The following is a 17109-nucleotide window of genomic DNA, read 5'->3' on the forward strand; positions in this document are numbered from 1 at the left end:
ACCAAAAAAAAGCTAGTTGTTAAATATGATGGAGCAATGCTAAAAAATTATGTTTTTTTTTATAGCAATTATAATTAAAATTACTTTTTAAAAATAAATGCATAATTTTTATTCAAATTTATTTGTTGATGTAATTCGATTTCTTTACTTTCGTGTAATCGATTACATAGTCTAAAAAAGTCTTGATTAATAAATAGAATACTATAAAATGGTGGTGTATAATGTTTTTAAAAATAATTACTCATTTTTAATAATGATATGTTGTATTGTTTTTATGTCTTGCAGGCTCAAAACATTAGAAACATCAATTGAAGATCCATGGAAAAAAATGGACTTTGTTATAAAGACTATGCCTCAAGTTAATTTTTTAAAGAAAGATTATAATGTAAAAGATTTTGGTGCAGTTGGAAATGGAACAGTGTTCAATACAATTGCGTTTGAAAAGGCAATAAGTGCTTGTACTTCTAACGGGGGGGGCAGAGTGATTGTTCCAGAAGGGAAATACTTAACAGGGCCAATACATTTAGAAAATAATGTGAATTTGCACTTGGAAGATAATGCAGAAATTCTGTTTAGTACAAATCCAAAAGATTATTCTATAGTTCATACTTCTTTTGAAGGAACAGAATTAATGAATTATTCTCCGCTTATTTATGCTAAAAATAAAACAAATGTTGCTATAACAGGGAAAGGTATTTTGAATGGTCAGGCCAACAGTAGTAACTGGTGGATTTGGTCCGGCGGTAAAAGTTATGGCTGGGAAAAAGGAGTGCCGTCACAAAATGATCCTGCAAACCGTGAAGTCTTGGTTGATATGGCCGAAAAAGGTGTTCCTGTTTCAGAAAGGATTTTTGGCGAGGGACGTTATCTGAGACCTAATTTTATTGAATTCTTTGAATGTAATACTGTTTTAATAAAAGATATTAAAGTAATCAATGCTCCTTTTTGGATTTTACATCCAATAAAATCCAATAATGTAATTATAGACGGGATAACAGTTGATAGTCATGGACCTAATAATGATGGTTGTGATCCTGAATATTCCCAAAATGTAATAATTAAAAATTGTGTGTTTAACACAGGAGACGATTGCATTGCCATAAAATCAGGAAGAGATGCTGATGGAAGAAGAGTAGGGATACCAAGTAAAAATATTATTGTGCAAAATTGTAAAATGATAGACGGTCATGGAGGAGTTGTAATTGGTAGCGAAATATCTGCAGGCGTAAATAATGTTTTTGTAGAGAATTGTGTTATGGATAGTCCAAATTTAGACAGGGCAATTCGCATCAAGACAAATTCTAAACGAGGTGGAGTTATTGAAGATGTTTATGTGAGGAATCTGGAAGTAGGAACGGTTAAAGAATGTGTCTTGAAGTTAAATATGTTTTATAACGTATACGGTTCACAGACAGGAAATTTCATTCCGGTAATCAGAAATGTAAGTTTAGAAAACGTAAAAGTAAAAAAAGCAGGTAAATATGGCATTTGGGCTGAAGGATATAAAGAATCCCCGGTCGAAAATATTACGCTTAAGAACGTTATTATCGAAAAGGCGGACTCCATTTATCTATTGAAAAATATCAAGAATTTTAATTTTATAAATACTTATATCAATGACAAAAATCTAGAATCAATTAAAAATTAAGGAAAAACAACTATCAATTAACCATTAAAACCAAATTATGAACATTAAACAATTATTGAAAAAAAGAATAAAATACAATCTTGTGTTTTTGTTCTTTGTTAATTTTCTGTTGAGTAATAGCATATATGCTCAGTCAACAGTTATAGAAGGAAAAATTACAGATGCTTCTGGGCTTTCGCTTCCTGGAGTGAATGTTGTGGAAAAGGGAACTAAAAACGGTACATCAACAGATTTTGAGGGAAGCTTTAAAATAAATGTTTCAAGCAGCAAAGCGATTTTAGTAATTAGCTATTTAGGATTTAAGACTCAGGAAGTAAGTGTTGCCGGAAAATCGAAAGTGAATGTTATTCTTTCAGAAGAATCAAACACTCTTACAGAGGTTGTGGTTGTGGGGTATGGTACTGCAAAAAAATCTGATGTTACTGGTTCTATTAGTACCATAAGTGCTGCTACAATTACTGAAAGAAATTCAACCAATCCATTAGAAGCTATTCAAGGAAGCACTCCTGGGGTACAAATTACTTCGAGTACTGGTCGTGCTGGAGATGGATACAATGTAGTAATTAGAGGAAAAAACTCTTTATTATCTGATGCGACCCCTCTATATGTTGTAGATGGTGTACCAACAGATAATATTGACTTTTTGAACCCACAAGATATTGCTCGTATGGATGTATTGAAAGATGCCTCTTCTGCAGCAATTTACGGTTCTAGAGGAGCTAGCGGGGTTATCATTATTACAACAAAAAGTGGAACAACTGCTAAAAGCGGTGTAAACATTTCTTTGGAATCTTCTTACGGAACCAAAACAGCTGTAAGATTACCGAAAATGATGACAGGAGCTGAATGGTGGGCATATCACCAAGCTGCCTTTTTGAGCGCTACTCCTTTAACTCAAACGCCGGCACAACTTGCATCATCAGTATTACTTACACCAAATCAAAATGCACTTTTACTTTCAAGAGCTAACAGCGGTTATAATTTTGACTGGTATGACGCCGTACTTAAACCAGGTATGACAGCCAACAATTACATTAACTTATCTGGTCGTGGAGATAATGGCTTATCTTACAATTTAGGCTTCGGTATTCAAAACGATGAAGGTCTAATCGATAAAGATTCTATGGACAAATACTCTTTCAAATTAGGTGTAAACCATAAAATAAATGATAAATTTTCAACAGGTGCCAATCTTACCGTTGCACGAGTAGAAACAGAACTTGGAAGTGACTTAGCAATGCAAAATGCATTTAGAATAAATCCGCTTATGTCACCATGGGCAGTTGATGAAAATGGACAAGAGTTAGTAGGGACTTTATTTTTTCAACCTGGAAAACTGACTTATCCTAATGGATCATTTGCTATAAATAAAACCAGTGTAGTGAATCCTCTAATGGAAATTGCTAATTCGTCACAGACTGAAAAAAGCTGGCAAACTATCGGAAATGTATATTTCCAATACCAAGCTTTAAAATGGTTATCATTCAAGACAACATTTGCTGCAGGAATCCTTAATGGCAAAAATAGCACTGCTTACACAGCTCAAACTGAAGCAGGGGTACAATTAACTAATAAAAATTCAGCTTCTGTAAGAAACATACAAAACTTCAACTATACATGGGATAACCAAATTGATATGAAATACACTTTCAATGAAGACCATGCTGTAAGTGGGCTTTTACTACAAAGTTTCTACTCTAATGTCGATGAAAACCAATACATGTATTCTAACAATCAACCTTTTAATGTTGAATCGAACAATATGGGTTCTGGAGTGCAAACAAGTTACCAAATTACGTCTGCTTATGCTAAAAACACTTTAAATTCATATGCTGCTCGTGTAAACTACGGGTACAAAGACAAATATTTGCTAACAGCATCTGTTCGCTGGGATGGATCTTCAGTTTTGGCTGAAGGAAACAAATGGGAAAGTTTCCCTTCTGTAGCATTAGGTTGGAACATTAGTAAAGAATCATTTTTAGCAAATAGCAGTAGCGTTTCTAACTTAAAATTACGTGCTAGTTTTGGTTATACTGGAAATGACAATGTAGCTCCTTATACTTCTCAAGCACTATTGGACCAACAAACATTCTATGCTAATGGAAGTAATGTTGTTCCTGGCTGGCAATCTAAAAACTTAGCCAATACTGATTTGACTTGGGAAAAAACCAGAGAGCTTAACTTAGGTCTTGATTTTGGTTTCTTAAATAATAGAATTACAGGTTCTGTCGATGTTTACGATCGTTTATCTGATAAATTAATTTACTTGCAAAAATTACCTTATGAAACAGGTTGGAATAATACTTATTCTAATGTTGGATCGGTAAGTAACAAAGGAATTGAGGTAGGATTAACAACGAAAAACATACAATCTAGTCTTGTTACATGGGAAACTACTTTTACTTTTACTAAAAACGTAAACAGCTTGGAATCAATATACAACCAAGATCAGGTAAGTGATATTGGAAATAAATTAATTTTAGGATCTGAATTAAACCCTAACTATAATTATATTTATGATGGTGTTTGGCAGGAAAGTGAAGCAACTGAAGCTGCTAAATACAGTATGGCTCCTGGCCAGGCTAAAATAAAAGATTTAAATGGCGATGGTAAATTTGATGCAAAAGACAGAACAGTAATTGGTAATGCTAACCCTGAATGGCAGGGAAGTATGTATTCAAAATTAAATATAGGACAATTCGATTTTAATTTCTCTATACTTACCAGCCAAGGGCAAACAGTACTTAGTACATTCCACCAAAATTTTGCAGATGTAAGCGGTAGGTCATTCCAAAAAATAGCTATGGAATACTTCGTACCTACTAATGGTGCAGGACTTCCTGCAAATGCCAATAATACAAATCCACGTCCGGGGCCAGTAGCAACAGGTGCAGGTGCATTTTGGAGCTCAGGAATGGCTTATTACAGGGGAGTTGATTATGTAAAAATCAAAAATATCTCTTTAGGATATACATTTAATTCAGAGTTACTTAAAAAAATAAAAATGAGCAATCTTAGACTTTATATAAATGTATTGGATCCATTTGTATTTACTGATTTTGATGGATACGATCCAGAATGGGCTTCTTCTTCTTTTGGAGTAAACCGTCCAGCTTCTGTTACAACACAATTAGGTATAAGTGCTAAATTTTAATCTTAAGAAAATGAAAAAAACTATTATATTATTAGGCCTCTTCGCTGCTTTGTTTACCTCATGCAACGATTATATCGAAGAAGAAAGTCTTTCTAACGTTCCAGCTGATGCAACTTATAAAACAGCTTCAGGTTTTAAACTATTAGTTAATTCTAATTATGCTAGTCTTAAAAATATATATGGCGGTGCTCCTTGGTTATTTTGTGCTGGAACCGACATGTATGCCGAAGGAAGAAATCCTGAACCAGCAGGATTAAGTCAGTACATACAATTAATCCCAGATTCACAATTTGTTGAACAATTATATCAGAGTTGTTACCAAACAATTCAATCGGTAAACAAAACTATCTATTATTCAACTTTAACTGAACAAAACACTGATGTTCCTATACTCGTTGGTGAAGCTAAATTTATTAGAGCTCAAGCGTATTTCTTGTTGGTACAAACCTACGGAGGAGTTCCGATTGTAGACGAACATATTACAAGTTCTGTATTATCCTTCAATAGAAATACTGCTGAAGAAGTATATAATCATATCATCAAAGATCTTGAAGAATCTTTAGTTGCCGTAGGAACAACTTCTTATACTAGTTCCGGAAAAATAAACAAAAGAGCTGTAAATGATTTACTTGCTAAAGTATATCTAACAAGAGGTTATGAAACTTTTGGAAAATCAACAGATTTTGCAACTGCTGCTGCATATGCTGATGCTGCTATTGCCGGGCAAGCTTTAAATTTGCCTTTTGCGGATTTGTTTAAAATATCTATTTCACCAAATGCAAATAATGACTTGAATGCAGAGGTACTATTTTCAATTCAATATGATTTAAGTTCAACTAGTACAAGTCCTACTTCATTAGGGAACAATCAATTCTATTATTTTGGTCCTTACTTAGGTGGAGCTGAAACAAATGGAGCTCCTTTAAGAAGCTACACTTTATGTCCGACTGCTTACGCATTGGGATTATACGAAAAAGGAGACACAAGATGGGCTGCTACTTTTATGACTGAAATTTATGAATATAAGAGACCTTCTGACGGTAAAATCGTTTTATATGTTCCGTACTATGACAAATCAATTTCGCCTACAGATGTAAACTTAAAAGTTAGACATTTCTACGAACCAAAATGGTTTACCGCAGCTGACAAAATTGCTTATGAAGCGTCTATAAGAAAATCATCAAACTATAAGTACCATCCATGGGGGACTTATGATCCATCATCTCCAGACAAAGCCAATGATTGTGGTACTATACCAGTTAAGAAATTTGACGATCCAACTCCTACTACACCTATAACTACAGGAAATGTAAGTACGAGAGACATTATGGTAGCTCGTTTAGCTGAAACATATTTAATTGCTGCTGAAGCCTATTTAAAAGCAGGCGATCCTACAACTGGATTGGCTAGATTAAACGAAGTACGCAGAAGGGCTGGTGTTGCCAATGCTACTGCTGGTCAGTTCAACATCGATTATATTCTTGATGAAAGAGGAAGAGAATTATTAGGGGAATACACAAGATGGTTTGATTTGAAACGTACAGGAACTCTTATTGCAAGAGCTTCAATGTATAATTATACAATCAAATCTGCTGCTAATTTTGATGGCAAAAATGGTGAGAAGAAAATATTGAGACCAATTCCTCAATTAGCTCTTGACTTAAATCAAAATAAAAATTTTCCACAAAACCCTGCATATTAATACATTAATGATTAAAAAAAATATTTGTTTTTTGAGTTAGTTTTATAAGGAGTTTGGTGTTTTGCCGGACTCCTTTCTTAAATAAATTTAGGTACTATTAGTTATGAAAAATGTTTTTTTATTAGGATTACTTTTTTTATCAAATGTTATTTGCGCACAAAGCACTTATAGTATTGATACATCATATACTATAAAAAGTACCTACAATAAACTAATAAAAAAATATACTTTTATAAGAATAGCTGAAGAGACAAAAAACAAAAATGTCAAACGAATTAGTGATGTAGTTTATAATCAAGATAAAAAAAGAGCATTGCATTTCGATGCTTTCTTTAACACAGCAAAAAAAAGAAACCCTGCTGTAATCATGATTCATGGTGGAGGCTGGAGATCAGGAAATAAGAGTCAGATGAAAACAATGGCACAAGAAATTGCCTCAAAAGGGTATTCCTGCTTTGCAATAGAGTATAGATTGTCGCTTGAAGCAAAATATCCTGAAGGGATTTATGATGTTAAAAATGCGATTAAGTTTATAAAAGATAATGCCAGAAAATTCAATGTAGATCCAGACAAAATTGCCGTTTTAGGATGCTCTTCAGGAGGTCAAATGGCTGCTTTGATTGGTACTACAAATGATAATTTGGCTTTTGATGATGTTTTGAATAAAAGTAAATCTTCATCAAAAGTAAATGCAATTATTGATATAGACGGCGTTTTAGCTTTTAAACATCCGGAATCTTCTGAAGGAGAAATGGCCGCTTTTTGGTTAAAAGGGACTTCTGCAGAGAATCCGGAAAATTGGAAAAATGCTTCGGCTTTGACACATACAGGTAAAAAAACACCGCCAATATTATTTATAAATAGCAGTATTCTACGATTTCACGCAGGAAGAGATGATATGATTGCAATTTTGAATCGTAATCATATTTATAGTGAGGTGCATACAATTAATGATTCGCCTCATTCTTTTTGGTTTTTTAATCCGTGGTTTGATGAAACAGTTCTTTATACAACCCGATTTTTGGATAAAATTTTAAAATAAGACATTGTGATAAAAAGAACTAAAGATAAATTTTAATGAACACGATAATTTCTCCGAAAACTAATTTCTACAAAAGTGTAATTATTTTACTATTTCTTTGCTGCAGTAAAATAATTGCTCAGGATATTAGTCAGAGCCAGACAAATATTTCGGATAATTTAAAATGGTCAGAAAGAATGGCATTATCCATTATAAAAAGAGCCCCTGAAGCCTGGAAAATTGATGGTCACGAAACACCAAAATGGGATTACAAAATTGGTATGATTTTGACTGCTTATCAGAAATTGTATAGTAAAACAAACAATCCAAAATATTATGATTACGTAAAAGGATATGCAGATATATTCATTGATGAAATGGGTGCAATCAAAAATTTTGATCCTGAAAATCATAGTCTTGATAATATAAATGCAGGGAAAATACTTTTTGATTTATACTATAAAACAAAAGGAGGAAAATATCTGGCAGCATTAAAAACACTAAGAAATAATTTTGACAACTATCCAAGAACACCATCTGGCGGATTTTGGCATAAGAAAATCTATCCTAATCAAATGTGGCTGGATGGGCTCTATATGGGAGAACCTTTTTACTCAAGATATACCATTGAATTTGAAGGAGGAGAAAAATTGAACGATGTTGCACATCAATTCGAGTTGCTACACAAGTATACATTTGATAAAAAAACAAATTTATATTTTCATGCCTGGGACGAAAGCAAACAAATACCATGGGCTAATAAAGAAACAGGAACTGCCCCTCATATTTGGTTAAGAGCACTTGGGTGGTACGGAATGGCTTTAGTCGATGCATTGGATTATTTTCCAAAAGAGCATCCAAAACGAAGTGAATTGATTGAATATTTGAATGAATTAGCAATTGCAGTAACAAAATATCAGGACAAATCGGGTTTATGGTATCAAATTCCGAATCTGCAAAAGCAAAAAGGGAATTATTTAGAAGCGTCAGGTTCTTCAATGCTGGTTTATGCGCTTGCAAAAGGAGTACACAAAGATTATTTGCCTTTCAAATATGAAAAAATTGCCAATAAAGGCTTTAATGGATTAATTAAGAATGTTATTAAAGTAGATAAAAATGGTGAGGTTCACATTACCCAAGTATGTGGAAGTGCAGGATTAGGAGGAAGTCCTTACAGGGATGGTTCATTCGAATATTATATGAGCGAAAGAATTGTTGCCGATAATTCTCATGGATTAGGAGCTTTTATGTTGGCAGCAATAGAATTAGACAAATAGAATTTTCAATATATTCAAAATAGATTATTATGTTAAACAACACAATCAACACTTTAAAAGTCGCCACACTTTTCGTTTCATTTGCAATTTTAGGATGCAAGACAGCATCGCCTGAAGCAGGAAAAAATGCAAATTCTACAAATCAAACAGTAGTTTCTAAAGATTTGAAATGGTCAGACAAAATGGCGTTGACATTAATGAAACGCCATCCTGAATCCTGGCAGATTGATGATTCTAAAGCTCCAAAATGGGACTACGTTCACGGTCTTGTTTTGTATTCATTCCAGGAATTATATAAAAAAAATCCAAATCCGGCATATGCCTCTTATGTGCAGGGATATCTCGATGCATTAATTGAAAATGACGGCACAATCAAAACGTATGAAATTGAAAAATACAATATCGATATGATTGTGGCCGGGCGTTTGCTTTTTAATGCTTATGATAAAACAAAAGAGGAGAAATATTTAAAGGCGATGCAATTATTACGACAGCAGTTAACAGTGCATCCAAGAACGCAGTCTGGAGGATTCTGGCATAAAAAAATCTATCCTAATCAAATGTGGTTAGATGGTTTGTACATGGGAGAACCTTTTTATGCTGAATATACAGCAACTTTTGAAGGAGGAAAAAACCTTGATGATGTTGCGCATCAGTTCGAACAAATTCAATTACATGCAACAGATCCGGCTACAGGGTTATTATATCACGGATGGGATGAGAGCAAACAGATGCCATGGGCAAACAAAGTAACAGGAAACTCACCAAACTTCTGGTCCAGAGCTCTTGGCTGGTATGTAATGGCTCTTGTCGATGCTTTAGATTATTTCCCTATAGATCATCCAAAACAAAAAGAACTTGTTGGTTATTTAAATAACGTTTCGGAAAGTTTAGCGAAATATCAGGATAAATCCGGTTTATGGTTTCAGGTCACAGATAAAATGGGTAAGGAAGGAAATTATCTTGAAGCTTCAGGTTCATCCATGTTTGCCTACGCATTTGCAAAAGGAGTTAATAAAGGATATTTGCCTTCAAAATTCAAAAAAATAGCCAACAAAGCTTTTGATGGATTAACTACTCAGTTAATCAAAGTTGATGCAGATGGAACTATTACATTAACTCAGGCTTGCCAGGTAGCTGGACTTGGGGGAACTCCTTACAGAGATGGTTCTTATGAATATTATGTGAATGAAAAAAAGAAAGACAATGACCCTAAAGCAACAGGACCTTTTATTCTGGCAGCATTAGAATTAAACAGATAATACCTCTCAAATGAAATTTATCATAATAAGATCTCTTTTTTTGTGTAGTATTTTGATGCAGAATTTAAATGCGCAGCAAAAGAACCAAAACAATTATTCAAATGTCTGGTTAGCAGATCAGGGCGACGGTACTTATAAAAACCCTGTTTTATATGCTGACTATTCTGATCCGGATGCAATCAGGGTGGGAGATGATTATTATATGACTGCTTCATCTTTTAATTGTATTCCAGGTCTGCCTATTCTTCATTCGAAGGATTTAGTAAACTGGAAATTGATTGGACATGCACTTTCCAGACAAAAACCATTAGAAATATACAATAAAGCTCAGCATGGAAACGGAGTTTGGGCTCCCTGTATTCGTTTTCACAAAAATGAATTTTATATTTACTATCCCGATCCTGATTTTGGGATTTATGTCGTGAAGGCAAAAAAAGCTGAAGGTCCATGGTCTGAACCTGTTATGGTAAAAGAAGGAAAAGGGTTGATTGACCCAACACCTTTGTGGGATGAAGACGGTAAAGCATATCTGGGTTATGCTTTTGCTGGCAGCCGTGCAGGAGTAAAAAGCCTTTTGGCAGTCTGTTCAATGAATCAGGATGGCTTATCTGCAAATAATGATGATGTTATGATTATTGACGGTCACCCGGATGAACCAACCATTGAAGGCCCTAAATTTTATAAACGTAATGGTTATTATTATATTTTTGCTCCTGCCGGAGGAGTTGCCACCGGCTGGCAGACCGTTATGAGGTCTAAAAATATTTTTGGGCCTTATGAAAAAAGAAAAGTGATGGAACAGGGAAAAGCAACTGTTAATGGTCCACATCAAGGGGCATGGGTTCAGACACAAACAGGTGAAGACTGGTTTCTTCATTTTCAGGATCAGTTTGCTTACGGAAGAGTTGTTCATTTACAGCCTATGAAATGGCTAAATGACTGGCCGGTAATTGGAAGCGATGAGGATAATAATGGTATTGGAGAGCCTCTTATTGTGTATAAAAAACCAAATGTGGGCAAAAAGATTTTTCCTGTTGCAACACCACCTGAAAGTGATGAATTTAATAATCCTAAACTTGGGCTTCAGTGGCAGTGGCATGCAAATCCTCAGATAACATGGGGACTTCCTACCTCAATGGGTTACTATAATTTGAATTGTATCCCTGTTCCTAAAGATTATAATAACCTCTTTGATGTTCCCAATTTGCTTTTGCAAAAATTGCCTGCAAATGAGTTTACGGCTACTACAAAAATTACTTTCAATTCCAGATTCGATGGAGAATATATGGGCTTGGTTATTATGGGACTGGATTATAGTTTTTTATGCCTGAAGCAAAATGAGGGGAAATTATTTCTTTCGCAAAAAACGGCTTTAAAAGCAGATAAAAAAGGAATGGAATCTGAAAGTAGGAGAATTGAAATAAAAGACAAAACAATTTACCTGCAGGTAAAAGTAAAATCGGGAGGAGTCTGTAATTTCTTCTACAGTGAAGATGGACAAAAATTCAATCCTGTAGGGGATAGCTTTACAGCAAGGGAAGGAAAGTGGATTGGTGCTAAAATAGGATTTCTCGCGCTTAGAGAAGGAATCATAAATGATGCAGGAAGCGTCGCTATTGATTGGTTCAGAATAACTAAATAAATGACTAAATAAATAACTAAAATTAACCAATTAAATGAATCAACTTAAAAAGACTGCGTTAGTATTTCTAATGATTACGGGTTGTTATGTGAATGCACAGGATAAAGCCAAAAAATGGCCGGACTTAATTGTGAAAAGTTATTCCGCTTGGTTTGGATCTGAGGAAGGTAAAAAAGTAGGTGAAAATGTTTTGCTTTATCAAAGGGATATTGGCGGATGGCCAAAAAATATTCCTATGCTGAAGGAATTAACTGAGGAAGAAAAAGCGAAATTAGTATCCTTAAAGCCAGTTGCAAAAGATTGTACAATCGACAACAGAGCTACGACACAGGAAATACTTTTTGTTTCAAAAATGTATGCACAGACAAAAGATGAAAGATACAAAGACTCATTTTTAAGAGCAGTGAATTATTTGCTTTCTGCACAATATCCAAATGGTGGCTGGCCTCAGTATTTTCCTTTAAAAAAGGGCTATTATTCACATATCACTTATAACGACAATTCAATGGTGGATGTTTTGAATGTATTAAAGGAAATAGCAAATGAAACCCCATATTACAGTATTAAACCATCTCAGGAGGTTATTGAAAAAGCCAAAATTGCAGTTAATAAAGGAATTGAATGTATTTTAAAAACCCAATATAAGCAAAATGGTATTTTGACAGTTTGGTGTGCACAACACGACGAGGTTACTCTTGCACCAGCTGATGCAAGAGCTTATGAACTTGCTTCTTTAAGCGGAAAGGAATCTGCAAAAGTGGTATTGTTTTTAATGTCTATAAATAATCCTTCACCGGAAATTAAGACGGCTGTTAAAAGTGCTTATGACTGGTTTGAAAAAACCAAAATAACCAATCTTAAGGAAGAACGCATATATGATGATGAAGGTAAGATTATAGGAAAAAAAATGTATCCTATGGTAGATAGTGCGCCAATTTGGCCAAGATTTGCAGAACTTGATACTAATGAGGCCATTTTTTGTGACCGCGACGGAATTAAAAAGAGATTTATAACCGATATTGGAGAAGAAAGAAGAAATGGTTATTCTTGGTATTCTAATGAGCCTAAAGAAGTTCTTAAAAAATATAAGAAATGGGCAAAAATGAATAATTTAGAAAGCAGTGATTCTGAGTAATTTTTTTAATTACACAATTGTTTTTTCTGAGTCAGGGAATAGAGATTTTGCTTGATAAAATATAAATCATGAATATTAGACTTCTTTTCTTTTTATGGTATTCAGTAATTGGCTTTGCTCAGGAAAATAAATTCCCAACAGCAAAGGCAGATTCCATTTTAAATATCATTAAGCTGCCAAAAATTCCTTCTTATCAGGTTAATATCGCTAAACTGGGTGCAAAAGGTGATTCAGTTTCCAACAGCAAACCTTTTTTTGATAAGGCAATGGCCTTGTGCAAAAAGAATAATGGAGGGACAATTGTAGTTCCAAAAGGAATTTATCTTTTAAATGGCCCGATTCATTTTGTCAGTAATGTGAATTTGAGAATTGAAAAAGGTGCTAAGATCAAATTTAGTGATAAGCCAGAGGATTATTTGCCAATGGTCTTAACCAGCTGGGAAGGTACAATGCTATACAATTACAGTCCGTTGATATATGCTTATGATTGTAAAAATATTGCTATAACCGGTGAAGGAACAATTGATGGAGAAGGAGGGAAGAACTGGAAAACTTTTAAAGCAAAGGAAGGAAAAGGAAAAGAACTCAGTCGCGAAATGAACCATACGAATGTTCCGTTAAAAGACAGAAAATTTGGAACAGGTTACTTTTTGCGTCCGCAGATGATTCAGCTTTTTAACTGTTCCAATATATTGATCGAAAATGTTCGTATTGAGAATTCTCCTTTTTGGTGTTTGCATTTATTAAAATCAGAAAGTATCACAATTAGAGGAATAAGTTATAAGTCATTAAATTATAATAATGACGGTATAGATCCTGAATATGCTAAAAACGTTTTGATTGAAAACGTAACTTTCAATAATGGCGATGATAATGTTGCCATAAAAGCAGGAAGAGATCATGAAGGGAGAGCGAATGGAGCTACCCCAAGTGAAAACATTATTATTAGAAATTGCAATTTCAAAGGACTTCACGGAGTGGTTATCGGAAGCGAAATGTCTGCCGGCGTTCAAAATGTATTTGTTGAAAACTGTAAAACTATTGGTTATTTAAAAAGAGGAATTTATCTGAAAACTAATCCTGACCGAGGAGGATTCATAAAAAATGTTTTTGTTAGAAATATTCAGATGGATGAAGTCGAAGACTGTCTTTATATAACCTCAAATTACCACGGAGAGGGAAAAGGATATCAGTCTGAAATTTCAAATGTGTCTTTCTATGATATTTCGTGTAACAAAGCATCTGCTTCCGGTATTGTTATTCAGGGTTTTGCAGATAAAAAAATCAAGAATATCTCTTTGAACAACATCGAAATTAAGTCCGCAAAAGATGCTATTTCAAGTACAAATGCTGAAAATGTCATTCTGAATGAAGTTTTCATAGGAGAAAAAGCGACAGTTCCTTCAGCAGCAAAATAGTTTAATACATATTAAAATGAAAAAGTACATATTAATTTTTTGGTTCCTTTCAACAGTTTGTTTTGCACAAAAAACTACCGTTTACACCATCGGTGATTCGACAATGGCAAACAAAAAAGATCCGGATAAAAATCCGGAACACGGTTGGGCTCAGGTATTGCAGCCTTTTTTTAAAGATAATATTGTGATAGATAACAGGGCTTTAAACGGAAGAAGCACCAGAAGCTTTATCGCAGAAAAACAATGGGAAGCAGTTTATAATAGTCTTAAAAAAGGGGATTATGTTTTTATTGAATTTGGGCATAATGATGGTAAAAATATGGATTCATTGCGTTACACCAACCCGCACACAGCGTACAGACATAATTTAATACGGTTTGTTAAAGAAAGCCGTGAAAAGGGGGCAATTCCAATTTTACTGACTTCAATTGCAAGAAGAAACTTTAATGAAAAAGGGGTTTTAATTGGTACGCATGGAGATTATCCGCTGGAAACAAGACTGGTTGCCCAGGAATACAAAGTTCCTTTTATAGATTTAGAGTACTATACTGAACTTTTAGAACAATCTTACGGTCCTGAGAAATCAAAACAATTGCATTTGCACTTTAAAGCAGGAGAAAATCCTTTTTATAAAGAGGATAAAGCAGATGATACACATCTCTCTTTAAAAGGAGCCACAGAGATAGCACAAATTGTTATTAATCAAATAAAACTTTTAGAAGACCCTTCTGTTGAAAAACTCAAAAAAGGAATTAAATAAACTTCTTTAAAGGCATAAAAAAAATCGTATTCGAATAGTTTGTTTTGAAACTCCGGATTACGATTTTTTTTTTAGACTAATTATGAATCGAATTATTTTTTTTGCAAAGGACTAATGATTTGAACATTCTGAAAAACAATTGCTCCTTTTACAACACCCGCAATTGTGCTTCTTAAAGCATCAATAATCTGCATTTTCAACTCGCTTTTCGGGTAAATTAAACTGACTTCACGCGCAGGTTTCGGTTCTTTAAAATTACGCAGTTTTAATTTATCAGATTCCTTTAAATCTAAAGTATGAAGATAAGGGAGCAATGTTGTACCCAAACCTTCGTCTGCTAATTTTATAAGGGTCTCAAAACTTCCGCTTTGTATCTGGAAATTGTTTTGTTCTATTTCAGTAGCATTTTTGCATAAATTCAAAATACCGTCTCTGAAGCAATGTCCGTCCTGTAATAATAAAATTTCATTGATATTTAAATCAGAAACTTCTATTTCATCTTTTTGGTAAACAGAATGATGCTCAGGAATGTAAGCCACAAAAGGCTCAAAATACAAAACAATTTCCTTTATTTTTTCATCTTCGAGAGGAGTGGCAGCTATAGCAGCATCTAAATGGCCATTTTTTAATTTTACAATGATCTCATCTGTATTTAACTCCTCAATCAAAAGCTTTACTTTAGGATATTTTTTTATGAAATTATTTAAAAACATCGGTAAAAGTGTAGGCATGATGGTTGGAATTATCCCTAAACGGAATTCCCCTCCAATAAAACCTTTTTGCTGCTCCACAATATCCTGAATACGATTTGCTTCGTTTACAATGTTCTTGGCCTGATTCACGATTTTTTGGCCAATATCAGTAAGCTGAATGGGTTTTTTACTTCTGTCGAAGATTAAAATATTAAGTTCTTCTTCAATTTTTTGTATTTGCATACTTAATGTTGGCTGAGTCACGAAACATTTTTCTGCAGCTAACGTAAAATTTTTATGCTCAGCTACTGCTAAAACATATTGTAATTGCGTAATAGTCATTTCATAGTATTTTGTGATGCAAAAATAAGAAAATATAATTTTTAGTTATCCTTTTTTCGAAGAAGTTATTTTAAATTTGTAAAAAACTTACTATAAAATAGACAATATGAAAACAAATATTTTAGGATTACCAGTTGAAGAATCAGAATTGTTAGTAAATGAATTGAATATTTTACTTTCTAATTTTCAGGTTTATTATCAGAATTTAAGAGGGATTCACTGGAATATCCGTGGAAAAAGGTTCTTCGATTTGCACGTGAAATTTGAAGAACTTTACACTGATGCACAGTTAAAAATTGATATGATAGCCGAAAGAGTTTTGACAATTGGCGGAACACCATTGCATACTTTTGAAGATTATATTAAAAACAATAAACTTACAGTTGGGAAGAATATTTCGAACGATGAAAAAGCAGTTCAGCTGATTGTAAATTCATTATCTGATTTGTTGAAAATTGAAAGAAATATCCTTAATCAATCTGGAGAAATCAATGATGAAGGTACAAATTCAATGATGAGTGACTTTATTGCTGAACAGGAAAAAACAATTTGGATGATGAATGCATGGCTTGAAGAAGAGTTGTAAGGTGTTTTTTATGAATTGTTTAAAAAGCTGAATAACCAAATTTGATTATTCAGCTTTTTTATAAATGTTAAATTTCTATGAAAATTTTAACCTTACACTTTGATTTTACGTCTATAACATTATTTTTGTTCAGATGAAATTAGTAGCCCGCATATTATTATTCATATTTATCGCATTCTTATCAACCCCAACAATTGTGGAGTTGATAAAGAAGAGTAATGATGCGGCTATAAGTATCAGTATTTCTGAAGAAGAAAAATCTCATAAAGAAATTAAGGCAGCTGTTTATATAGACACTTTTGATCACGAATTGACATTGCCTGTTTTTACAGAATCAAAAATTATAGTAATAGGTAATATTGTAAAACTGGATAATATTTCTCCAAGCATTTTTGCACCACCACCAAACTTCGTATAATACTTCCGACTATTTTGAACTAACTGTATTTATATAAATGCAGTAGTTTTTT

Annotated in this window: 13 protein-coding genes; 12 read left to right on the forward strand and 1 reads right to left on the reverse strand. The window is 33.6% G+C overall.

The genetic code is table 11. The features are described 5' to 3' along the window. Positions 1 to 253 precede the first annotated feature (253 nt). The 10 genes from ACNC7R_RS06625 (at position 254) to ACNC7R_RS06670 (ending at position 15019) form a co-directional block, all read left to right on the forward strand. Positions 254 to 1648, forward strand: a complete 1395-nt coding sequence (locus ACNC7R_RS06625) for a glycoside hydrolase family 28 protein (protein ID WP_417940154.1) — start codon at positions 254 to 256, stop codon at positions 1646 to 1648. A gap of 37 nt (positions 1649 to 1685) precedes the next feature. Then, on the forward strand, positions 1686 to 4802 hold the full coding sequence (locus ACNC7R_RS06630; RefSeq protein WP_417940155.1) for a SusC/RagA family TonB-linked outer membrane protein: 3117 nt from the start codon (positions 1686 to 1688) through the stop codon (positions 4800 to 4802). A gap of 10 nt (positions 4803 to 4812) precedes the next feature. After that, the gene (locus ACNC7R_RS06635; RefSeq protein WP_417940156.1) at positions 4813 to 6504 is read left to right on the forward strand and encodes a RagB/SusD family nutrient uptake outer membrane protein; all 1692 of its coding nucleotides are present in this window, start codon (positions 4813 to 4815) and stop codon (positions 6502 to 6504) included. 103 nt (positions 6505 to 6607) lie between these two features. Continuing rightward, the gene (locus ACNC7R_RS06640) at positions 6608 to 7546 is read left to right on the forward strand and encodes an alpha/beta hydrolase fold domain-containing protein (RefSeq protein WP_417940157.1); all 939 of its coding nucleotides are present in this window, start codon (positions 6608 to 6610) and stop codon (positions 7544 to 7546) included. Between the two features lie 35 nt (positions 7547 to 7581). Continuing rightward, a complete protein-coding gene (locus tag ACNC7R_RS06645) occupies positions 7582 to 8802 on the forward strand; it encodes a glycoside hydrolase family 88/105 protein (protein ID WP_417940158.1) in 1221 nt (406 codons plus the stop codon). A 29-nt stretch (positions 8803 to 8831) separates the two neighbouring features. Continuing rightward, positions 8832 to 10064, forward strand: coding sequence for a glycoside hydrolase family 88/105 protein (locus ACNC7R_RS06650; RefSeq protein ID WP_417940159.1), 1233 nt, complete (start codon positions 8832 to 8834; stop codon positions 10062 to 10064). Between the two features lie 10 nt (positions 10065 to 10074). After that, positions 10075 to 11706, forward strand: a complete 1632-nt coding sequence (locus tag ACNC7R_RS06655) for a glycoside hydrolase 43 family protein (RefSeq protein WP_417940160.1) — start codon at positions 10075 to 10077, stop codon at positions 11704 to 11706. 34 nt (positions 11707 to 11740) lie between these two features. Continuing rightward, positions 11741 to 12841 carry a pectate lyase gene (gene pelA, locus ACNC7R_RS06660; protein WP_417940161.1) on the forward strand — a complete coding sequence of 367 codons (1101 nt, stop codon included), beginning with the start codon at positions 11741 to 11743 and terminating at the stop codon, positions 12839 to 12841. Between the two features lie 68 nt (positions 12842 to 12909). Further along, on the forward strand, positions 12910 to 14259 hold the full coding sequence (locus ACNC7R_RS06665) for a glycoside hydrolase family 28 protein (RefSeq protein WP_417940162.1): 1350 nt from the start codon (positions 12910 to 12912) through the stop codon (positions 14257 to 14259). A 16-nt stretch (positions 14260 to 14275) separates the two neighbouring features. Beyond that, positions 14276 to 15019, forward strand: a complete 744-nt coding sequence (locus ACNC7R_RS06670) for a rhamnogalacturonan acetylesterase (RefSeq protein WP_417940163.1) — start codon at positions 14276 to 14278, stop codon at positions 15017 to 15019. A gap of 92 nt (positions 15020 to 15111) precedes the next feature. On the opposite strand, the gene ACNC7R_RS06675 is transcribed toward ACNC7R_RS06670, so the two are convergent. Next, the gene (locus ACNC7R_RS06675; protein WP_417940164.1) at positions 15112 to 16053 is read right to left on the reverse strand and encodes a LysR substrate-binding domain-containing protein; all 942 of its coding nucleotides are present in this window, start codon (positions 16051 to 16053) and stop codon (positions 15112 to 15114) included. Positions 16054 to 16159: 106 nt separating this feature from the next. Here ACNC7R_RS06675 and ACNC7R_RS06680 point away from each other — a divergent pair, with 106 nt between their 5' ends. Next, positions 16160 to 16639, forward strand: a complete 480-nt coding sequence (locus tag ACNC7R_RS06680; RefSeq protein ID WP_417940165.1) for a Dps family protein — start codon at positions 16160 to 16162, stop codon at positions 16637 to 16639. Between the two features lie 133 nt (positions 16640 to 16772). Next, on the forward strand, positions 16773 to 17057 hold the full coding sequence (locus ACNC7R_RS06685) for a hypothetical protein (RefSeq protein ID WP_417940166.1): 285 nt from the start codon (positions 16773 to 16775) through the stop codon (positions 17055 to 17057). Positions 17058 to 17109: the final 52 nt, after the last annotated feature.

Source organism: Flavobacterium adiutor, from assembly GCF_048282555.1.
Taxonomy (GTDB): domain Bacteria; phylum Bacteroidota; class Bacteroidia; order Flavobacteriales; family Flavobacteriaceae; genus Flavobacterium.